This window comes from Salinispora mooreana (genome assembly GCF_000379065.1).
Lineage (GTDB): Bacteria > Actinomycetota > Actinomycetes > Mycobacteriales > Micromonosporaceae > Micromonospora > Micromonospora mooreana.
Map to the genome: position 1 here is coordinate 296,680 of NZ_KB900614.1, position 17,816 is coordinate 314,495.

The following is a 17,816-nucleotide window of genomic DNA, read 5'->3' on the forward strand; positions in this document are numbered from 1 at the left end:
CCCGTTGTAGTCCAATGGGAGGAGGTGTTTCCTTTCCGGCGGGGGATCGGCACAATCTGGCCATGGGGGAGAGACAGTGGCAGTGGACGGACGCTTGGATCTTCGTTTCGCTGGTGATCGCACATGGCGCCGGCCGGCACCGCCGAGCGGTGTCCAGCCGGCGGCCCCTGGGGGTCCGTCTCACCGACGTTCTCTCCACCGCCGACCACCTCAACCGCGCCATCCCCGAACGGCAGGAGGTCGAGGTGGCGATCCGCCGGTTGGTCGGCGCTGGCCTGGTCAGCGTCACCGACGGCTGGTTCCGGATCACACCGGAGGGCGAACGGCTCTGGCGCACCCGCCCCCACGCCGGCCTGGCCACCACAGTCGACACCGTGCAGGGCGCGTTGAGCCGTCGGCACACCCCGGGCGACGCGGACTGGCATCTGGACGAGGCCGAGCACGCGGCGGCGGTCCAGGAGTACGCGGTACGTTCCATCCCGACGCCGCGACGTTCCGTCGAAAACCACGCCCGCCGGGACTGACCGGCGTGGCCCGCCCGATGGCGGACGAAACGGGTTAGCGAACCGGGTGACCGGCCCCGCGAAGCGCGTCCTTGACTTCGCCGACGGTGAGTTGGCCGAAGTGGAAGACGCTCGCGGCGAGCACCGCGTCAGCACCGGCGTCAACCGCCGGCGGGAAGTGGCCCGCCTCGCCCGCGCCCCCGCTGGCGACCACTGGCACGTTGACCACCGCCCGCACCGCGCGGATCAGCTCCAGGTCAAAGCCGGTCTTGGTGCCGTCGGCATCCATCGAGTTGAGCAGGATCTCACCCGCACCCAGCTCGGCGCCACGCCGCGCCCAGTCGATGGCATCGATGCCGGCACCACGCCGGCCGCCATGCGTGGTCACCTCGAAACCGCTGGCCATCGCGGCGGAAGAGGTGCGCCGTACATCGAGGGAGAGCACCAGTACCTGCCGACCGAACCGCTCCGCGATCTCAGCGATCAGCTCGGGGCGGGCGATCGCGGCGGTGTTCACGCCGACCTTGTCCGCGCCCGCGCGCAGCAGCGCGTCAACGTCACTGACCTGCCGCACCCCGCCACCGACGGTGAGCGGAATGAAGACTGACTCCGCGGTGCGGCGGACCACGTCCAACATCGTGCCGCGGTCGCTCACCGAGGCCGTGACATCCAGGAACGTCAGTTCGTCAGCGCCTGCCCGGTGGTACGCCGCGGCCCGCTCCACCGGGTCACCCGCGTCCCGCAGGTTGAGGAAGTTGACGCCCTTGACCACCCGCCCGGCGTCTACGTCAAGGCAGGGAATCACGCGTACGGCCAGGGACATGCCACCAGCCTAGCCAACGCGATCCGCCGGTGGTCGACGTGTGCCACCGGTCATCGGCGGATCGCGTTGGGACGCTGCGTCCTACCGCCGAGGCGGGGCGGAACCCCTGCTCACATCCGAACCAGCATCTTGCCAAGGTTCTCGCCACGGAGCAGGCCCAGGAAGGCCGCCGGAGCGTTCTCGATGCCGTCGATGATCGTCTCGTCGTACGTGAGTTTCCCGTCGCGCAGCCAGCCGCCGACCTCCTGCACGAACTGCTCGCCCAGCTGCCCGTAGTCGGAGACGATGAAGCCACGCAGGGTGAGCCGCTTGCTGATGATCATCGCCAGGTTGCGCGGGGCGGCTGGCGGCTCGGTCGCGTTGTACTGCGCGATCATCCCGCAGATCGCGGCGCGGCCGTTCGGCCGCATCGCGCCGATCGCCGCCTCCAGGTGCTCGCCGCCCACGTTGTCGAAGTAGACGTCGATCCCGTCCGGCGCGGTGGAGTGCAGCGACTCCCGCACCGGTCCGTCGTGGTAGTCGAAGGCGGCGTCGAAGCCGAGCGCCTGCAGCCGCTCGACCTTTGCCGGCGAGCCGGCGCTGCCGACCACCCGGCTAGCCCCGCGAAGCTTGGCGATCTGGCCGACCATGCTCCCCACCGCGCCGGCCGCCCCGGAGACGAAGACGGTCTCCCCCGGCTGCATCGCGGCGACCTCGAGCAGTCCGGCGTACGCGGTGAGCCCAGTCATTCCCAGCACCCCAAGGTACGTGCTGACCGGGGCGAGGGCAGGGTCGACCTTCCGGACGGTCGTGGCGTCCAGCAGCGCGTACTCCCGCCAGCCGAGCCCGTGGAGCACGGTGTCCCCGAGGGCGAAGCCGTCGGCCTCGCTCGCCACCACCTCACCGACCGCCCCACCGTCGAGTGGCGCGTCCAGCGCGAACGGCGGGACGTAGGAGGCCACGTCATTCATCCGCCCCCGCATGTACGGGTCGACGGAGATGAAGGTGTTCCGAACCACGATCTGCCCCGGGCCCGGGGTGGGGATGTCGGTGGAGACCAACCGGAAGTTCTCCTCGGTCGGCCAGCCCTGCGGCCGCGAGGCTAGCTGGATCTCACGGTTGTCGGTCTTGCTCATGAGTGCTACCGCTCCTTGTGTTGGTGGATCGTTCTGGTGATCCGAGTGAGGGTGTCGCGCAGGACGACGAGATCGTCGGCGTCGAGCCCGGTCGCCTGGGCAAGCTGGCGTGGAACGTCGGCCATGCGCCCGCGCAGGGCCCATCCCGCCGGGGTCAGCTCCACCGCCACCCGTCGCTCATCGGCCGCCGATCGGCGCCGGACCACCAGGCCCGCCGCCTCCAGCCGCTTGAGCAGCGGGGAGAGCGTTCCGGAGTCCAGCTGCAGCCGGGTGCCGAGGCCAGAGACCGTCGGCGGCGGCTCCTGTTCGCCCTCCCAGAGCACCAACAGCACGAGATACTGCGGATAGGTCAGCCCGAACTCGGCGAGGATGGGCCGGTAGACATCGACCATGGCGCGCGACGCGGTGTAGAGCGCGAAACACACCTGCCGCCGCAGCACCAGATCATCGGTCACGCAAAAAGAGTAGCGCGCAGTTCAGTTGTGCACCACTGAACTGCGCGCTACGCGCCTCCTGGCTCCGCAACCACCGGTACGAGGAAGAACACAACCCACCCGCGGACCCAACATCTCGGCGGGCGCCAGCGTGGCAGGAGCGCCGGGTGAAATCAGGCGTCGGCCAGGGTCCGCAACGCCTCGGCCACGGTGAAGGCACCCGCATACAGCGCCTTGCCGGCGATTACCCCCTCCACCCCGACCGGCTCCAGGGCAGCCAACGCACGCAGGTCGGCCAGGGTCGAGACACCACCGGACGCGATCACCGGAGCGCTGGTGCGGGCGCAGACCTCACGAAGCAGCTCCAGGTTCGGCCCGCGCATCATGCCGTCCTTGGTGATGTCGGTGACCACGTACCGGGATGCACCGGCCCGGTCCAGCCGCGCCAGCACCTCCCACAGATCACCACCGTCCCGGGTCCAGCCCCGGGCGGAGAGGGTCTGCCCGCGCACGTCGAGGCCGATCGCCACCCGGTCGCCGTACTCGCCGCAGACCCGATCGCACCACTGGGGATCCTCCAGCGCGGCAGTGCCGATATTGACCCGAGCAGCCCCGGTCGCCAGCGCAGCCTGTAACGACGCATCGTCCCGCACTCCGCCGGAGAGCTCCACCCGCACGTCCAGGCGACGCACCACGTCGGCGAGCAGCTCCGCATTGGAGCCCCGGCCGAAGGCCGCATCCAGGTCAACCAGGTGAATCCACTCCGCTCCGTCCCGCTGCCAGGCCTGCGCGGCCTCGAAGGGATCGCCGTAGACGGTCTCGCTACCGGCGGCGCCTTGCACCAACCGGACCGCTTGCCCGTCAGCGACATCGACGGCGGGCAAAAGGGTGAGGCTCACAGAAACTCTCCTCGGATCAGGAACGACGGTCCAAGGCGATCACCACGATCGCCGGCAGTACGAGCAGCAGGAGCGCGACCAGCCCGAACCGCAACGCAAGATCATCTACCAGGGTCCAGATCATCAGGATCACGGCCACCGTCGACAGCACGATCGCAGCGCGCTCGCCTCGGGTTCGCCGAGGCAGCCGGCCGATCCGCCCCCGGCGTACCGTCGGGGTCAGCCGACGAAGCAGCGCGCGCCGCTGAGCCTGCCGGGCGAGCTGCCGCTGCCGCATCGCCCGCCGCTGTGCTGCCTCCGCCTCCCGGGCAGCCCGACGCCGCGCCCGCTCCTTACTCACTGACGCCCCCGGCAGAGTGGCCGGTCGCCGGCTGGACGCTCGACGAGAACGTACTCAACCAGTTGCGCAGCAGCGCGGCACCCGTGTCGGCGGACTTCTCCGGATGGAACTGGACGGCGCTGAGTGGACCCCGCTCCACGCCCGCCACGAACTCCGCCCCGTGGTCGGCGGTGGTCACGGCAACACCGGCAGCGGCCAGCGCGGCCACCCCGTCCGCCGCGTATGAGTGGACGAAGTAGAACCGGCTCTGGGCCAAGCCGGCGAAGAGCACCGAATCGGCCGGCGGAGCGACCGTGTTCCAGCCCATGTGCGGCAGCCGCGCAGCGGGGAGTTTCCCCACCTGCCCGGGCAGCAGCCCGAGCCCATCAGTCACCACACCATGCTCGGCACCACGCTCGAAGAGAACCTGCATGCCGACGCAGATACCGAGCACCGGACGGCCGTCGGCGACCCGCTCGACAATCACCGGACCGGCACCCAGCGCCGCTATTCCCGCCATGCAGGCGGCGAAAGCCCCGACGCCGGGAACCACCAGGCCGTCCGCCTCGGCAGCAGCGGCCAGATCGTCGGTCACCGTCACCTCCGCGCCGGCCGCCGCGAGGGCGCGTTCCACGGAGCGAAGATTCCCCGACCCGTAGTCCAGCACCACGACCCGGCTCACGAGCCCTCCCCCGGCAGCAACCACAGACCCCCGGCGACCGCCGCCAACATGGCCAGCGCCGCGGTGGTGAGCACCACCGCACGCGGCACCCCCTGACGGTGCAACGAGAGCGCCCCGCCGACCAGCACCCCAGCCAGAATCAGCAGCAGGGTCGGTAGCAGCCCAGCCATCAGCGCCGCCCTCTACTCACGACCACGGTCCTCACAATCTTCCCTTCGTGCTGGGCACCACGCCGGCAAACCGGGGGTCCACGGCCGTCGCCTCACGCAACGCCCGGGACACCGCCTTGAACTGGGCCTCCACCACGTGGTGGGCGTCCGGGTGCCCGCCCGGCCGGGCCGCCCGCAGCACGTCAACGTGCAGCGTGACCCGGGCCGACTGACCGAAGGACTCCCAGACGTGTCGGGTCATGCTGGTCGGGTAGACCGGTCCGATGTACGGGGCGAGCGCCGGCTCGTCGTGCACGACGTACGGCCGACCCGAGAGGTCAACGGCGGCCCGGACCAACACCTCGTCCATCGGAACGGTAGCCGAGCCATACCGCCGGATGCCGGCCCGGTCACCCAGCGCGCGATCAACCGCGGCGCCCAGCGCCAATGCCGTGTCCTCCATCGTGTGATGTGCATCGATGTGAAGGTCGCCGACGGTGTGCACGGTGAGGTCAAACCCGCCGTGCCGGGCGATCTGGTGCAGCATGTGGTCGTAAAAACCGACCCCGGTCTCGATATCGGCCTTGCCGCTACCGTCGAGATCGATCTCGACGAGAACCTTGGTTTCCTTGGTGACCCGCTCGACCCGGGCAGTACGACTCATGATGAAAGCTTCTCCACAGCGATCAGGAAGGCATCGGTCTCGGCAGGGGTGCCGGCGGTGACCCGCAACCAGCCGGGCAGGCCGACATCACGAACCAGGATCCCGGCGTCGAGCAGGACCTGCCACGCGGCGCGCTGGTCCCCGCCGACCTCGAACAACACGAAGTTGGCGTCGCTGTCGGCGACCCGGTGCCCGCGAGCACGGAGCTCGGTCACGATCCGGTCCCGCTGCACCTTGATCGCCGAGACGGTGCTCAGCAACTCGTCGCGATGCGCCAGGGCGGCCCGCGCCGCCGCCTGAGTCAGCGCCGACAGGTGGTAGGGCAGCCGGACGAGTTGCACGGCCGCCACCACCGCCGGGTCGGCGGCCAGGTAGCCCAGCCGACCGCCGGCGAACCCGAACGCCTTGCTCATGGTACGGGTCACCACCAGCCGGGGGTGGTCACCCAACAGCGACAGGGCGCTGACCGTGCCGGCCCGGGCGAACTCCGCGTACGCCTCGTCAACCACCACCATCCCCGGCGCCTCGGCCAACACCGCGGTGACCACGGCCAGGTCCAGGACAGTACCGGTGGGATTGTTCGGCGAGCAGAGAAACACCACGTCCGGACGGTGCTCACGGACCTGCGCCACCGCCTCGGCGACGGTCAGCCCGAAGTCGACGCCGCGCCGGGCCGGCGCCCACCGGGTGCCGGTGCCGAGCGCCAGCAGCGGATGCATCGAGTACGCCGGCAGGAAACCGAGCGCGGTTCGTCCCGGCCCACCGAATACCTGGAGCAGCTGTTGGTGGACCTCGTTGGAGCCGTTGGCCGCCCATATTTGATCAAGATTGAACCCAGCACCCAGGTACGCCGCCAAGTCGCCACGGAGCGCCACCGCGTCCCGATCCGGGTACCGGTTGAGGTCCCGCAGCTCGGCGGCGATCGCCCTGCCGATCGTCTCGGCCACCGCGTCCGGCACCGGGTACGAGTTCTCGTTCGTGTTCAACCGAACCGACACGTCCAGCTGCGGCGCCCCGTACGGGGTCAGGCCGCGTAGGTCCGCCCGGATCGGCAGATCGTCCAGGCTGGTCACGATGCGCCCTCCGACAGCCGAGCGGTGACCGCCTGACCGTGTGCCGGCAGGTCCTCCACCGTTGCCAGGGTGACCACGTGCGGCGCCACGTCCCGCAGCGCGTCCTGCGTGTACTCCACCAGGTGGACACCGCGCAGAAAGGACTGCACCGACAGACCCGACGAGTGCCGGGCGCAGCCCCCGGTGGGCAGCACATGGTTGGAGCCGGCGCAGTAGTCGCCAAGCGACACCGGTGACCAGGCACCGACGAAGATCGCCCCGGCGTTGCGCACCCGCAGCGCCCACTCGCGGGCATTCTCGGTCTGGATCTCCAGATGCTCGGCCGCATAGGCGTCCACCACCCGCAGCCCGGCCGCCAGGTCCGCAACGAGAACGATGCCGCTCTGCTCCCCAGCGAGCGCGGTGCCGACCCGCTCGGTGTGCCGGGTCGCCGGTACCTGCCGGGCCAACTCCTGGTCCACCGCGTCAGCCAGTTCCACCGACGGTGTGACCAGCACGCTCGCCGCGAGCGGGTCGTGCTCAGCCTGGCTGATCAGGTCGGCGGCCACATGCACCGGATCGGCGGTGTGGTCGGCCAAAATCGCGATCTCGGTGGGGCCGGCCTCGGCGTCAATGCCGACCAGGCCTCGCAGCAACCGCTTGGCGGCGGTGACCCAGATGTTGCCCGGGCCAGTGATCAGGTCAACCGGCGCGCAGAAGGCGGTGCTGTCGGGGTCAACCGGACTGCCGTACGCGAGCATCGCCACCGCCTGCGCGCCGCCGACGGCGTACACCTCGGTCACCCCGAGCAGGGCGCAGGCGGCGAGTACCCGCGGGTCGGGCAACCCGCCGTTGTCCTTTTGCGGTGGACTGGCCACGACCAACGAACGCACCCCGGCCTCCTGCGCGGGCACCACGTTCATGACCACCGTCGACGGGTACATCGCCAGGCCACCGGGCACATAGAGCCCGACCCGATCAACTGGCACCCAACGCTCGGTGACCGTGCCACCAGGTACGACCTGCGTGGTGTGGTCGCTGCGGCGCTGCGCGGCGTGCACCCGCCGGGCCCGGTTGATCGACTCCAGCAAGGCGACGCGGACCCGCGGGTCGAGCTTCCCCTCGGCCTCGGCGATCACCTCCTCCGGGACCCGCAGCACCTCCGGCGAGACCCCGTCGAACCGCTCACTCGCCGCCCGGATCGCCGAGTAGCCATGCTCCCGCACCTCCGCCACGAGCGGGCGGATCTGCTCGACAGCCGCGGAGACATCGAGCCGGGCACGGGGCAGCAGGCGGCGCGGGTCACGAACCCCGCCACGTAGGTCGATCCGGTGCAACATCCTTGCAAGTCTAGGCGGCTCGAGTCCGGGCTGACCGGCACGCCCACACGACGAGACGATGAGCCGAGACACACCCTCCGGAGGCCGATCGGGCTACCCTCGATCCGTGACTGCACGGCTGCCGGTGTTCCCGCTCGGGACCGTCCTCTTCCCCGGCCTGGTGCTGCCGCTGCACATCTTCGAATATCGATACCGCGCACTGGTGCGCCACCTACTCGCCCTGCCGGAGCAGGCGCCGCGCGAGTTCGGCGTAGTGGCGATCCAGGCCGGTTGGGAGGTCGCTCCCACCGCCCCGGACGGCCGCCCGTTGCCCGACGACGACCTCACGCTGCACGAGGTGGGCTGCACCGCCGAGCTGCGTCAGGTGACCGAGCTGCCGGACGGGGGCTACGACATCGTCACCGTGGGTCGGCAACGGTTCCGGATAGACAGCATCGACCGGGCCAGCGCGCCCTACCTGACTGCCGAGGTCCAATGGTTGCCCGAGCCGCACTCCCCGGATGAGGCCGGAGAGTTGTCCGTCCAGGTGACCACGGTCTTCCGGCAGTACCTGGGCCTGATCCGGGCTGACCCGGAGGAGGCCTCGGAGCAGCTCCCGGAGGATCCGACGGTCCTGTCGCACCTGGTCGCCGCGACGGCCGCACTGACCCTTGCCGACCGGCAGCGGTTGCTCGCCATCGACGACACCGCTGCCCGGCTCCGCGCCGAGCTGAGGCTGCTCACCCGCGAGGCGGCTCTGCTGCGCCAGGTCCGGGCGGTTCCGGTGCCGCTGAAGGAGTTGGCGTCTCCACCGACGCCCAACTGACGCCTGGCCCGGTTGACCCGTCGGGGGTTGGCTCCGGGCGCAACGACGGCCAACGGGACCAGCCCGCCAGCAGGGTGTAGCCGACCGCCGCACCAAACGCGGGCAGCAGCACGTTGCCGTACGGCACCGGCAGTAGACCCACCCACTCCACTCCCCCGGCCCGCAGCCGCGCGGGTTGTCCGAACGTCTGCCCCTCCGCGGCGGTCGCCAACAGGTGCTCGAAGGTGGCCAGCCCCACCCGTTGGCCGACCTGCCAGGCGACCAGCGCCGCGCCCAGCGACCCCAGCACGGCGGCAGCCAGTCCGATCGGACCCCGGGAGCGGCGCAGCAGGAACCAGAGGCCGACCGCGACCAAGAGGCCGAAGCCGAGACCGAGCAGGCTGAACCAACCGTCGGCAGCAATCGGCTGCTCCGGCTGCGACTCGCCGTAGACAGCGCCCGACTCGGTCTGCATCACCGGGGTGTCGGGGGCCAGCGTGGCCCAGAGCAACCCCAGCGGGACACCGAGGATCACCACTCCGAACGCTCCCGCCGCCGCCCACGAGAGCTGCGGCCGAAGCCGGGGCTGCGGCGCCTCGGCAACTGGCGGCGCTCCGTACCAGGTCAACGCGGCGGGCGGCACCGGTCCGGCGGCCGAAGCACGATCCGGGTACGGCGAGGTGGGGCCATCGCCCGGCGACTCGCCGTACGGCGGTACGGCCCTGGAACCGGGCCGGTCGGGGTCGGGGGTGTCCGCGCTCACCCGGTGATCCTCTCAGGAGTGGCGGCGCCGTGTGGCGCCGGTGGACGACACGCCCACTCAGCGGGCGAACGGCTCCAGCATCACCGCGGCGGCGCTCAGCCACGCCTCCCGGGTCGCCGGCTGAAGCTGGTGGTACTCGATTGACGAGCCGGACTCCAGGATCGGGTCATACGGCACCACGGTCACCGCCCGAGTCCGGGTGGCGAAGTGTCGTTCCAGGTCGGCGCGGAGCGCACTGCGCCCCGGCGTCGGGCACGAGATCAGGGTCACCGCGTTGTCGGCCAACTCCCCCATGCCCACCTCGGCTAGCAGGTCGAGCATCCAGTCAGCGCTGAAGGCGGCGTCCTCCCGCGGCACCGTGGTGACCACGAGTTGGTCGGCCGCCTGCATGACGGTACGCCAGTTGGGGCTCTCCACGTTGTTGCCGGTGTCCACACAGATCACGTCGTGGGTGCGGCGGAGCAGCTCCAGCACCCGCCGGACGGTGAACTGGTCCAGCCGCTGGGCGAAACGGGGGCTCTCCTCACCCGCCAGCACGTCGTACGAGCCGTCCGAGGCGTGCCGGAGATAGTCGTCGAGCTGGTCCAGCAGCTCCCGCCCCTCCTTGATCTCGATGTGCGCGAGGTCGCCGATCAGGTGCCGGATGGTGCGGGCATGCCGGGCGCTGCCCGCACGCAGCCCGAGCGTGCCCCGTAGCTCGTTGTCGTCCCAGGCCAGCACGCCTCGGCCACGCACGCTGCCGACGGTCGCTGCGGCCAGCACGGTCGCAGTGGTTTTGTGCACGCCACCCTTGGGATTCGCGAACGCCAGCACACGGGGGCCACCGAGCTCCCCCCGAAGTACGGTGGCCGCGCGTTCCGATCCACTTGTCGCTGCGGGCTGCCGCCACTCCACCCGGGCATAGCCCCGGCCTACCGCGGGCTGGTGCGCCGGCTCCGACCGATACGCCGGCACAGACCGATAGTCGTTCTCAGAGCGATACCCGGAATCAGCCTGATAGGCCGGCTCGGACCGGTAGCCGTTCTCTGCCGGCGGCGCGTGCCGGTAACCATTGTCGAGCAATGCGTAGCGGGACGGCACCGGCGGTGACTCCGGTTCGGAGTAGCGGGGCTCGGGCCCCGGAACCAACGGGGTCCGAAAGCCCGGAGCGGCCCCATCCGCCGGCTCGGCCGGAAATCCCGGCTCGGCCCGATATGCCGGCTCACCTCGGTGCCCCGCGTCCCGCGGATCAGCCCCGTAGGTTCGTGCCTCCGCGCCATACGGCAACTCGGCGGGCGTCGAGCCGGGGCCCGGCACGCGGGCCGCGTAACCGTTGCCGGCGGCCCGTCGCGGCAATGGCTCGGCTGGGGCCGCAGGCTCCGACCGTTCCGGCCCGGCTGGCTCAGCCGCGCGGCTACCGAGCCGCGCCCGGTCGAGCAACGCCCGCCACCGCGGTGCCGGTTCGGCCGGCTGACCCCAGCCGGTCTCGCTGCCCTCCACGGCTCGCCCTCCCAGCTTCGTGCTGCCCCGCCTGACAGGCTACGAACGAAAGCCTATTAGGGCTATACCGGTCCGCCTGCCACCGGGCCGACCGCCCCTTCCGAAACCGGCTCGGATGCCCCGCCGCCGACCGCGTTCGCCGAGGTAGCCGGCGTGGGTGACGCCGCGTCAGCGTAGCCGGAGCTGGGCGAAATCAATGGTGACTTCCTCCCCTCCGGGGCTGGGTCGGCAACAGTCTCCTCCGTCGGCGTCGGCGGGCTGGGGGGGACCGGCTCGGGATCCGGGGTGGGGGTGTCCGAATCCGGGGCCTCCGGAGTGAGGGTGGCCGGCGTGGGGGTGGTGACCGGATCTGGGACCACCGGATCGGGAACAACCGGGCCGGGAACAACCGGGTCGGGAACAGCCGGATCGGGAACAACCGGATCGGGGGTGGCCAGATCAGAGTCCGTGAGGGGGTGCGCAACCACATCCTGCTCCGGCAGGGGTGGGGTGAAGACGGTGCGGTCCAGCCGACGCACCTCCGGCGCGGGGTCAACGACCCGCACATCCGGCTGGGACGCCACCTGACGCAGCTCCACCGGCTCTGCGCGAACCACCGCCGCGTAGACACAGGCACACCCGCCGCGGTATGCCTTGGCTTCGGCCTCCGCCATCTGCGCCGCGCTGAGATACAGCGTGCGCTGCTCACGCTGCTCCGGCCTCCCGTCACTGACCGCGGCGGCCCGGGCCCGATAGTCACCCGCCTCCCGTTCCTTACGAGCCGCCAGGTCAGCCATGGCGGTGATCACGTCACCCGGCAGGCCCGGCACGCCGATCCGGACAACCTCGGTCTGCCGCTCCGGTAACGGCACCCGGCCGATGACAGCGGCGACCGGCACGTCACCGAAGACGCTGGCGGCCTGATGCGGCGTCAGGTACGTCGACAGTGAGACCAGCGCGAAGGTGTCGTCCTCCGGAGACGGGGACGCTGTCGGTAGGGCCGCCAAGTCGTCCGTGGCGTCCTGCAGGTAGCCGGGAATTGACTCCCCGGCGGCCACCCCGACCCGGGTGACCCCGTCCGCGGTGGGGGCGCCGGCCGGCGGAGCACCAATCGCCCACACCGCGGTGGCCGTCACCGCAAGGCAGGAGAGCAGCACCGCCGCGAGCAGGACCCCGGATTGGGCAGGGCCCTGGCCCAGCCGGTTCGCCGCGCCCACGAGGTGGGGTAACAGCCGCTGGTCCAGCTGCCGCAGCAGGTCACCGGAGCGCACGGACGGAGGCCCCCTCGTCGCGTTGGATCGGTCAGGTCATCGCGCGATTAGTCCCGCAGGATTCCCAGCGCGCGGTCCAGGTCGTCAGGGTAGTCGCTGACGAAGCAGACCTCCGCCCCCGTTCGGGGATGGCGGAACCCCAGCTCCCGGGCATGTAGCCACTGCCGATCCAGGCCGAGCCGCTTGGCGAGGGTGGGATCGGCTCCGTAGGTGAGGTCGCCCACACAGGGATGACGCAACGTCGAGAAGTGCACTCTGATCTGGTGCGTACGGCCCGTCTCCAGCCGCACGTCCACCAGGCTGGCCGCCGGAAACGCCTCAAGCGTGTCGTAGTGGGTGACGCTGGGCTTACCACCTGAGACCACCGCCCAGCGGTAGTCGTGGTGTGGGTGCCGATCGATCGGAGCATCGATGGTGCCGCGCAACGGATCGAGGTGCCCCTGCACCACGGCGTGGTAGCGCTTCTCCACCTCGCGGTACTTGAACGCCCGCTTCAGGACGGTGTAGGCCTGCTCGCTCTTGGCCACCACCATGATCCCGGTCGTGCCGACATCGAGCCGGTGCACCACGCCCTGCCGCTCTGCCGCGCCGCTGGTGGCGATCCGGTGGCCGATCGCGGCAAGCCCACCGACCACGGTCGGTCCGGTCCAACCGGGGCTGGGGTGGGCGGCCACGCCGATCGGCTTGTCCACCACCACGATGTCGTCGTCGGCATACACCACGCGGAGGCCGGACACCGCCTGCGGCACGACGGTCGGCGGAGCCGCCGGCGCCGGCAGCGTCACCTCGAGCCAGGACCCGGCCCGAATCTTGTAGGAATTAGCCCGCTCCACGCCGTCAACCAGTGCGGCACCCGCGTCAACCAGGGCCGCCGCGGTCGTCCGGGAGAGCCCGAAGAGCCGCGCGACGGCCTGATCGAGGCGGAGTCCGTCGAGTCCGTCCGGGACTGGCAGCGATCGTTGGCCACCGCCGGCCGTGTACGCCGCCGTCATGCCCGCTCCCGCGGCGCGGTGGGGGTTGCCCGTCGTCCGTCCCGGCCGAGCCGGCTACCGTCGCGCTGGCGGCCGGTCAGTTCAAGGAGCACCGCGAGGCACACGCCGCAGACCAGGGCGCTGTCGGCCACGTTGAACACCGGAAATGCCCGGCCGTACGGCTCGAGGACACTGATCATGTCGACCACGTGACCGACGAACCAGCCCGGAGCGCGGAAGATCCGGTCCATCAGGTTACCGAGGGCCCCGCCAAGCACCAGCCCCAACGACACCGCCCAGGGTGAAGAGCGCAGGCGCAGGGCCGTCCAGAGAATCCAGCCGATCACGAGGATGGTGATCAGCGAGAAGATCCAGGTGTGGTCAGCGCCGATGCTCCACGCTGCGCCGCTGTTGCGGGTGAGGCTGAGGTAGACCAGGCCGCCCAGGAGCTCGACCGGCTCCCGACCCTCCAACGTCTGTAGCGCCAGATGCTTGGTCCCGAAGTCGAGCGCCAGCACGGTGAGGCCGATGCCGAACAGGATCGACGCGGCACGGCGGCGGGTCGTCGCACCGGCGGCCTCGACGGGCCGGTCCGCCTCGACGGGCCGGTCCGCCTCGACGGCACCGTCCGGCTCGGAGGCCGGGCTGCCCACCGGCTCGGCGGATCCGGCCGCCTCAGCGCGGCCGGATCCCGGGGTCGGTCCTGCGGTCATCTGCTCCCCATCGACGCTCGCGGCGGCGGCGCCGCCTCACCGGGCTGCTGAGGAGCGAGGTCTCAGCGTCGCTCCGCCAGCTGCTTACAGGTCACGCAGAGGGTCGCCGACGGGAAGGCAGCCAGCCGCTCCACCGGGATCGGGTTGCCGCACCGCTCGCACCAGCCGTAGCCACCCTCATCGAGCCGCTCCAGCGCCCGCTCGACCTGCGTGATCCGTTCCAGGATGCTGTTCGCGAGGGAAATCTCCTGCTCCCGCTCGAACGTCTTGGTGCCGGTATCGGCCTGGTCATCCCCGGCCGAGTCGGTCAGCCGGTCGCGCTGCAGCTCGGTGATCTCGCTCAACGTCTGATCATACTCGGCGCGAAGCTCGTCTCGCCGCGCTGCCAGGGCTACCCGGATCTTCTCGGTCTCCGCTGCGCTGCGGGTGGACTTGGTCGCCGGCTTACGGCCGGCGGTCCTGGTGTCGGCTGGCTTCGCCATCGTCGCTCCCTTAGCCGCGGAGCCGCGGAGGACCGCGGCACCTGGACAGAGGCCGCCGCGTTCGGCGCCCCCAGGTACAAAACGGGCGCGCAGCCATACGGCCGCGCACTCCGGAGGTTCGCAAGGATACGGAACGTACAGGCGTCCGACAATGTGGCGCACCGACGCCCTGACGCCCACCCCGAATTAACACATCTCGGGCAAAAAGAACGCTAGCAGACCGATCGCTCCGGCCCTCGCCGTAATCGCCAAACCCACGCCGCCCGCCGCTGCCAGGCTCCGACTCGCGCAGCAGCCTCGGAAGCGTCCGCCGTCGCGGGTATCGGGCGGAGAACCGAGGGCCGGGCCACATACCAGGGGCCGGCCCAGGTACCAGAGGCAAGGCCAGGGCACGTGGTGGCCACCCCGCCCTATCCGTCGCGGAGCTGGTGCAGCGTCTGGGTGATCTCGGCGCCGACCCCACCGACATAAAAGATCTTGTTTCGGCTGGCCGCCCCAGCGCCCAGCGAAACCGCTCTCCGCCGGACTCCGAGCGCTTCGGCGAGGGCACGGCGCGCCGCCTCGGTGGCCTGCCCTCCCACCGGTGGTGTCGTCACCGCGATAACCAGAGCAGGGCCATAAGGACCCAGATAGCGGCCCCCAACCCGGGACCGAGACGATCCCGGCTTGATCCGGACCGCGACGGTCAACGAGTCACCGCCGCAGGCGGTGGGTGCCTCAGGCACCAGCGCCGCCGCTGGCGATCCGCCCTTCCTCGGTCAACAAGGCGGCGACCGGGGCGCAGTGGGCACACGGGGTAAAGCCGAGGTCTACTGCCTCGGCGACGGGAAGCGGCTCGGGCCCGCCGAGTAGCCGAGAACAGCCGGCCAGGTGGTAGCGGGGGTGGCCGTCAACCACCCACACCTCCCGGTCGAGTCGGGACAGCCGTGCTGCCTCCATCGGGGAGACCGACTGTGCAGCTGGCTCGTCGTTCGCAACCGGCTCGGCGACTGTGACCGGCGGCCCGGGTGGTTGCCGCCACCCGGTGCCGCCATGGTCGATCGGCGGGGGAAGATCCTGGCCAGGAAGCATGACGCCACCCGGCTGCCGGTCGGCGCTCCCACCGCCTCGATCAGCCTCGTACGGGGTCCGCTCCGCCGCAGCCCGGGCCGCGGCTGCCTGGCGGGCACCCACGACGAGCGCGACGGCGGCCAGCAGACTGGCGGCGATGGAGACGATCAGCAGGAGGCTGGATCCATCGGCGAGGCCAGCCACCAGCAACACCACTGCAACGAGAATGAGCAGGATACTGGCGACTATCAAAGCCCACTCCCGCGTCTCGTTCCGATTCTGAGCGAGACCGGGCGACCGTCAGCGCGACGACCGCCGGCCGGTGTGGTCAGCGACCGGCTTCCAGCGCACCAGGGCGACCGCCGCCGTAGGAGCCGGCGAGCCCCGCAGCGGCGAGGCCGTTTCCACCACCGGCACGCCCTCCACCATCAGTCCGGTCAATCTCGACATCCGGGCCCTGCCCACGGCTGTCAAGGTCACGCAGCTGACTCTCCAGGTACGCCTTGAGGCGGGTGCGGTACTCGCGCTCGAACTGCTTGAGCTCCTCGATGTGCTTCTGCAATGCGGTGCGCTTGGTGTCCAGGCCACCCATGGCCTCCTGGTGCCGCTGGCGGGCGTCCCGCTCCAGGGCGTCGGCCTTGGCTCGCGCCTCGCGGGTGACCTCCTCGGCCTTGGACCGAGCCTCGGAGAGCACCTGGTCAGCTTCCCGTCGGGCGTCGGTGACGTGATCGTCGGCGGTCCGCTGGGCCATCATCAGCACCCGGAGCGCCTGCTGCTCGCCGTCGCCGCCGGCCGGCACGGCACCAGCGCCGCGGACCTGCTCCAGCTCCGCCTGCATCGCGCGGGCTGCCTGCTCGGCCCCGGCCTTGTCCCGCTGGACCCGGTCGAGCTGGGCCTTCACGTCATTGAGCTCCGCGGCGAGCCGGGCGTCACCGGCGGGGCCGACCGGACCGGCGGGGCCACCGCCACGGCCACCGCGCTCCACCTGAGCGCGCAGCTCGTTGTTCTCCTCGATCAGACGGGCCAGCTCACGCTCGACCTCGTCCAGGAAGGCATCGACCTCCTCCTCGTCGTACCCCCGCTTGCCGATCGGCGGCTTTTTGAAGGCGACGTTGTGAACGTCGGCCGGGGTCAGCGGCATCGAAACTCCTCGGGTCAGTTGCGGCCGCGAAAGCGCATCGGTCATCCAGCGGTCCTGTTGATCGACGGCCCTAACACGAACTCCATCAGCACGAACAGGATAACCAGGAGCACAAGGGAGGCCAGGTCGATGCTCACGGTACCAATTCGCAGCGGAGGGATCACACGCCTCAACGCGTGGAGCGGGGGATCAGTGACGCTCCACACGGTTTCCAGCCCCGCCGACGCCCCACGCCCTGGTTGCCAACGCCGGCCATACTGAAGCACAGCACTCAACACAAATCGGGACAACAGGATAAGAAGAAAGACAAACAAGACCAGATACAGAACCTGGAGCAGGATTGACAACACGGCTGGCGACGTCCCTTGCACTCGGGCTGATCAACTGAGGCTGAAGAAGCCGCCCTCAGCGATCTTGGCTTTGTCCTCCGCGGTGACCTGGACATTGGCCGGCGAAAGCAGGAACACCCGGTTGGTCACGCGCTCGATCGTACCGCGCAGCCCGAACGCCAGCCCGGCGGCAAAATCAACCAGTCGCCGCGCATCCGCCTCATCCATCTCCGTCAGGTTGATGATGACGGGGACACCGTCTCGAAAGTGCTCGCCGATCGTCCGCGCCTCGCGGTAGGTCGTCGGGTGCAGCGTGGTGATCTGGTAGCGCTGCTCCTCCTCCGCCGGCACCCGCTCCCGGACCGGCGCCTGCGGCGCCAGGGCCAGGTTGTCGCGGGTGTGGTAAGTCAGCGCTCCAGACGACTCGGGGGCGGGCCGGGTGATCGACCGGACGCTGGTGCGTTCGACCCGCTCCGACTGCTCACCCTCCTCATGGTGATCCACGTCACTCGAGCGGGCCGCGGCCCGCTCGAGACGCCCCCGGTCACCGAGCCGCGAACGGGGCGGAGCAGCCTCCTCGACATCGTCGTCGTCTCCGAAGTCCTCGGAGTATCGGCTCGACCGATACCGTGACTCGAGGTACCCCCCCTTGTCGTAGCCACCATCGTCGTAGGCCCGCTCGTCGTCCTCCTCGACCAGACCGAGCCAGACCCCCGCCTTGCGCAGCGCACCCATCCCGCGCCCTTCCCATCCGCCCTACGGCACGCACCCCCGTGCCGTGTCGCCTGCCGCAAGTGGATCATCTCTGCTCGCCGGATCGACACCCCCCGGGCGCGCGCTTCGCGTCGCGCGCCACAACCCCGACGAGAGGAAT

At 70.6% G+C, this 17,816-nt stretch carries 23 protein-coding genes; 2 read left to right on the forward strand and 21 right to left on the reverse strand.

Annotation, left to right across the window (positions count from 1 at the left end):
• Positions 1-62 precede the first annotated feature (62 nt).
• Positions 63-524, forward strand: a complete 462-nt coding sequence (locus SALPAC6_RS0101350; RefSeq protein WP_018251648.1) for a hypothetical protein — start codon at positions 63-65, stop codon at positions 522-524.
• A gap of 34 nt (positions 525-558) precedes the next feature.
• On the opposite strand, the gene hisF is transcribed toward SALPAC6_RS0101350, so the two are convergent.
• The 10 genes from hisF to hisD all read right to left on the reverse strand — a co-directional run bounded on the left by hisF (position 559) and on the right by hisD (position 7,980).
• On the reverse strand, positions 559-1,326 hold the full coding sequence (gene hisF, locus SALPAC6_RS0101355; protein WP_018251649.1) for an imidazole glycerol phosphate synthase subunit HisF: 768 nt from the start codon (positions 1,324-1,326) through the stop codon (positions 559-561).
• Between the two features lie 110 nt (positions 1,327-1,436).
• Positions 1,437-2,441 carry an NADP-dependent oxidoreductase gene (locus tag SALPAC6_RS0101360; RefSeq protein WP_018251650.1) on the reverse strand — a complete coding sequence of 335 codons (1,005 nt, stop codon included), beginning with the start codon at positions 2,439-2,441 and terminating at the stop codon, positions 1,437-1,439.
• Between the two features lie 5 nt (positions 2,442-2,446).
• Positions 2,447-2,896: a MarR family winged helix-turn-helix transcriptional regulator gene (locus SALPAC6_RS0101365; protein ID WP_018251651.1), complete on the reverse strand. Its 450-nt coding sequence runs from the start codon at positions 2,894-2,896 to the stop codon at positions 2,447-2,449.
• A gap of 152 nt (positions 2,897-3,048) precedes the next feature.
• Positions 3,049-3,774 carry a bifunctional 1-(5-phosphoribosyl)-5-((5-phosphoribosylamino)methylideneamino)imidazole-4-carboxamide isomerase/phosphoribosylanthranilate isomerase PriA gene (gene priA, locus SALPAC6_RS0101370; RefSeq protein ID WP_018251652.1) on the reverse strand — a complete coding sequence of 242 codons (726 nt, stop codon included), beginning with the start codon at positions 3,772-3,774 and terminating at the stop codon, positions 3,049-3,051.
• A gap of 16 nt (positions 3,775-3,790) precedes the next feature.
• Positions 3,791-4,114, reverse strand: a complete 324-nt coding sequence (locus SALPAC6_RS0101375) for a hypothetical protein (protein WP_026189224.1) — start codon at positions 4,112-4,114, stop codon at positions 3,791-3,793.
• Complete coding sequence (hisH, locus tag SALPAC6_RS0101380; RefSeq protein WP_018251654.1) at positions 4,107-4,775, reverse strand: imidazole glycerol phosphate synthase subunit HisH; 669 nt, start codon at positions 4,773-4,775, stop codon at positions 4,107-4,109. The genes SALPAC6_RS0101375 and hisH overlap by 8 nt, the downstream gene beginning before the upstream one ends.
• Positions 4,772-4,945, reverse strand: a complete 174-nt coding sequence (locus SALPAC6_RS29610) for a hypothetical protein (protein ID WP_018251655.1) — start codon at positions 4,943-4,945, stop codon at positions 4,772-4,774. The genes hisH and SALPAC6_RS29610 overlap by 4 nt, the downstream gene beginning before the upstream one ends.
• A 31-nt stretch (positions 4,946-4,976) precedes the next feature.
• Positions 4,977-5,588: an imidazoleglycerol-phosphate dehydratase HisB gene (hisB, locus tag SALPAC6_RS0101390; protein WP_018251656.1), complete on the reverse strand. Its 612-nt coding sequence runs from the start codon at positions 5,586-5,588 to the stop codon at positions 4,977-4,979.
• Positions 5,585-6,661, reverse strand: a complete 1,077-nt coding sequence (locus SALPAC6_RS0101395; RefSeq protein WP_018251657.1) for a histidinol-phosphate transaminase — start codon at positions 6,659-6,661, stop codon at positions 5,585-5,587. The genes hisB and SALPAC6_RS0101395 overlap by 4 nt, the downstream gene beginning before the upstream one ends.
• Entirely contained in the window at positions 6,658-7,980 is a 1,323-nt protein-coding gene (gene hisD, locus SALPAC6_RS0101400) for a histidinol dehydrogenase (protein WP_018251658.1), read from the reverse strand. Before hisD ends, SALPAC6_RS0101395 begins: the two co-directional genes overlap by 4 nt.
• A 106-nt stretch (positions 7,981-8,086) precedes the next feature.
• Between hisD and SALPAC6_RS0101405 the strand changes: the two genes are divergently transcribed.
• Positions 8,087-8,785, forward strand: coding sequence for an LON peptidase substrate-binding domain-containing protein (locus SALPAC6_RS0101405; RefSeq protein ID WP_018251659.1), 699 nt, complete (start codon positions 8,087-8,089; stop codon positions 8,783-8,785).
• On the opposite strand, the gene SALPAC6_RS0101410 is transcribed toward SALPAC6_RS0101405, so the two are convergent.
• From SALPAC6_RS0101410 to SALPAC6_RS0101460, 11 genes are all read right to left on the reverse strand, one after another.
• The gene (locus SALPAC6_RS0101410; RefSeq protein ID WP_018251660.1) at positions 8,700-9,527 is read right to left on the reverse strand and encodes a DUF2567 domain-containing protein; all 828 of its coding nucleotides are present in this window, start codon (positions 9,525-9,527) and stop codon (positions 8,700-8,702) included. The genes SALPAC6_RS0101405 and SALPAC6_RS0101410 overlap by 86 nt on opposite strands.
• 57 nt (positions 9,528-9,584) lie before the next feature.
• Positions 9,585-11,006 (reverse strand): AAA family ATPase, encoded by a 1,422-nt coding sequence (locus SALPAC6_RS0101415; RefSeq protein ID WP_018251661.1) that lies wholly within the window; start codon positions 11,004-11,006, stop codon positions 9,585-9,587.
• 62 nt (positions 11,007-11,068) lie between these two features.
• A complete protein-coding gene (locus tag SALPAC6_RS0101420) occupies positions 11,069-12,256 on the reverse strand; it encodes a hypothetical protein (protein ID WP_018251662.1) in 1,188 nt (395 codons plus the stop codon).
• 47 nt (positions 12,257-12,303) lie between these two features.
• Positions 12,304-13,248 carry an RluA family pseudouridine synthase gene (locus SALPAC6_RS0101425; protein ID WP_018251663.1) on the reverse strand — a complete coding sequence of 315 codons (945 nt, stop codon included), beginning with the start codon at positions 13,246-13,248 and terminating at the stop codon, positions 12,304-12,306.
• Complete coding sequence (gene lspA / locus SALPAC6_RS0101430) at positions 13,245-13,940, reverse strand: signal peptidase II (RefSeq protein ID WP_018251664.1); 696 nt, start codon at positions 13,938-13,940, stop codon at positions 13,245-13,247. The genes SALPAC6_RS0101425 and lspA overlap by 4 nt, the downstream gene beginning before the upstream one ends.
• Before the next feature lie 62 nt (positions 13,941-14,002).
• Complete coding sequence (locus SALPAC6_RS0101435; protein WP_018251665.1) at positions 14,003-14,422, reverse strand: TraR/DksA family transcriptional regulator; 420 nt, start codon at positions 14,420-14,422, stop codon at positions 14,003-14,005.
• A gap of 410 nt (positions 14,423-14,832) precedes the next feature.
• Positions 14,833-15,150, reverse strand: coding sequence for a DUF167 domain-containing protein (locus SALPAC6_RS0101440; RefSeq protein ID WP_026189225.1), 318 nt, complete (start codon positions 15,148-15,150; stop codon positions 14,833-14,835).
• Complete coding sequence (locus tag SALPAC6_RS0101445) at positions 15,140-15,688, reverse strand: hypothetical protein (RefSeq protein WP_188115228.1); 549 nt, start codon at positions 15,686-15,688, stop codon at positions 15,140-15,142. The genes SALPAC6_RS0101440 and SALPAC6_RS0101445 overlap by 11 nt, the downstream gene beginning before the upstream one ends.
• 112 nt (positions 15,689-15,800) lie before the next feature.
• Entirely contained in the window at positions 15,801-16,613 is an 813-nt protein-coding gene (locus SALPAC6_RS0101450) for a DivIVA domain-containing protein (protein WP_018251668.1), read from the reverse strand.
• A gap of 41 nt (positions 16,614-16,654) precedes the next feature.
• The gene (locus SALPAC6_RS0101455; RefSeq protein WP_018251669.1) at positions 16,655-16,963 is read right to left on the reverse strand and encodes a YggT family protein; all 309 of its coding nucleotides are present in this window, start codon (positions 16,961-16,963) and stop codon (positions 16,655-16,657) included.
• 30 nt (positions 16,964-16,993) lie between these two features.
• On the reverse strand, positions 16,994-17,677 hold the full coding sequence (locus tag SALPAC6_RS0101460) for a cell division protein SepF (protein ID WP_018251670.1): 684 nt from the start codon (positions 17,675-17,677) through the stop codon (positions 16,994-16,996).
• Positions 17,678-17,816: the final 139 nt, after the last annotated feature.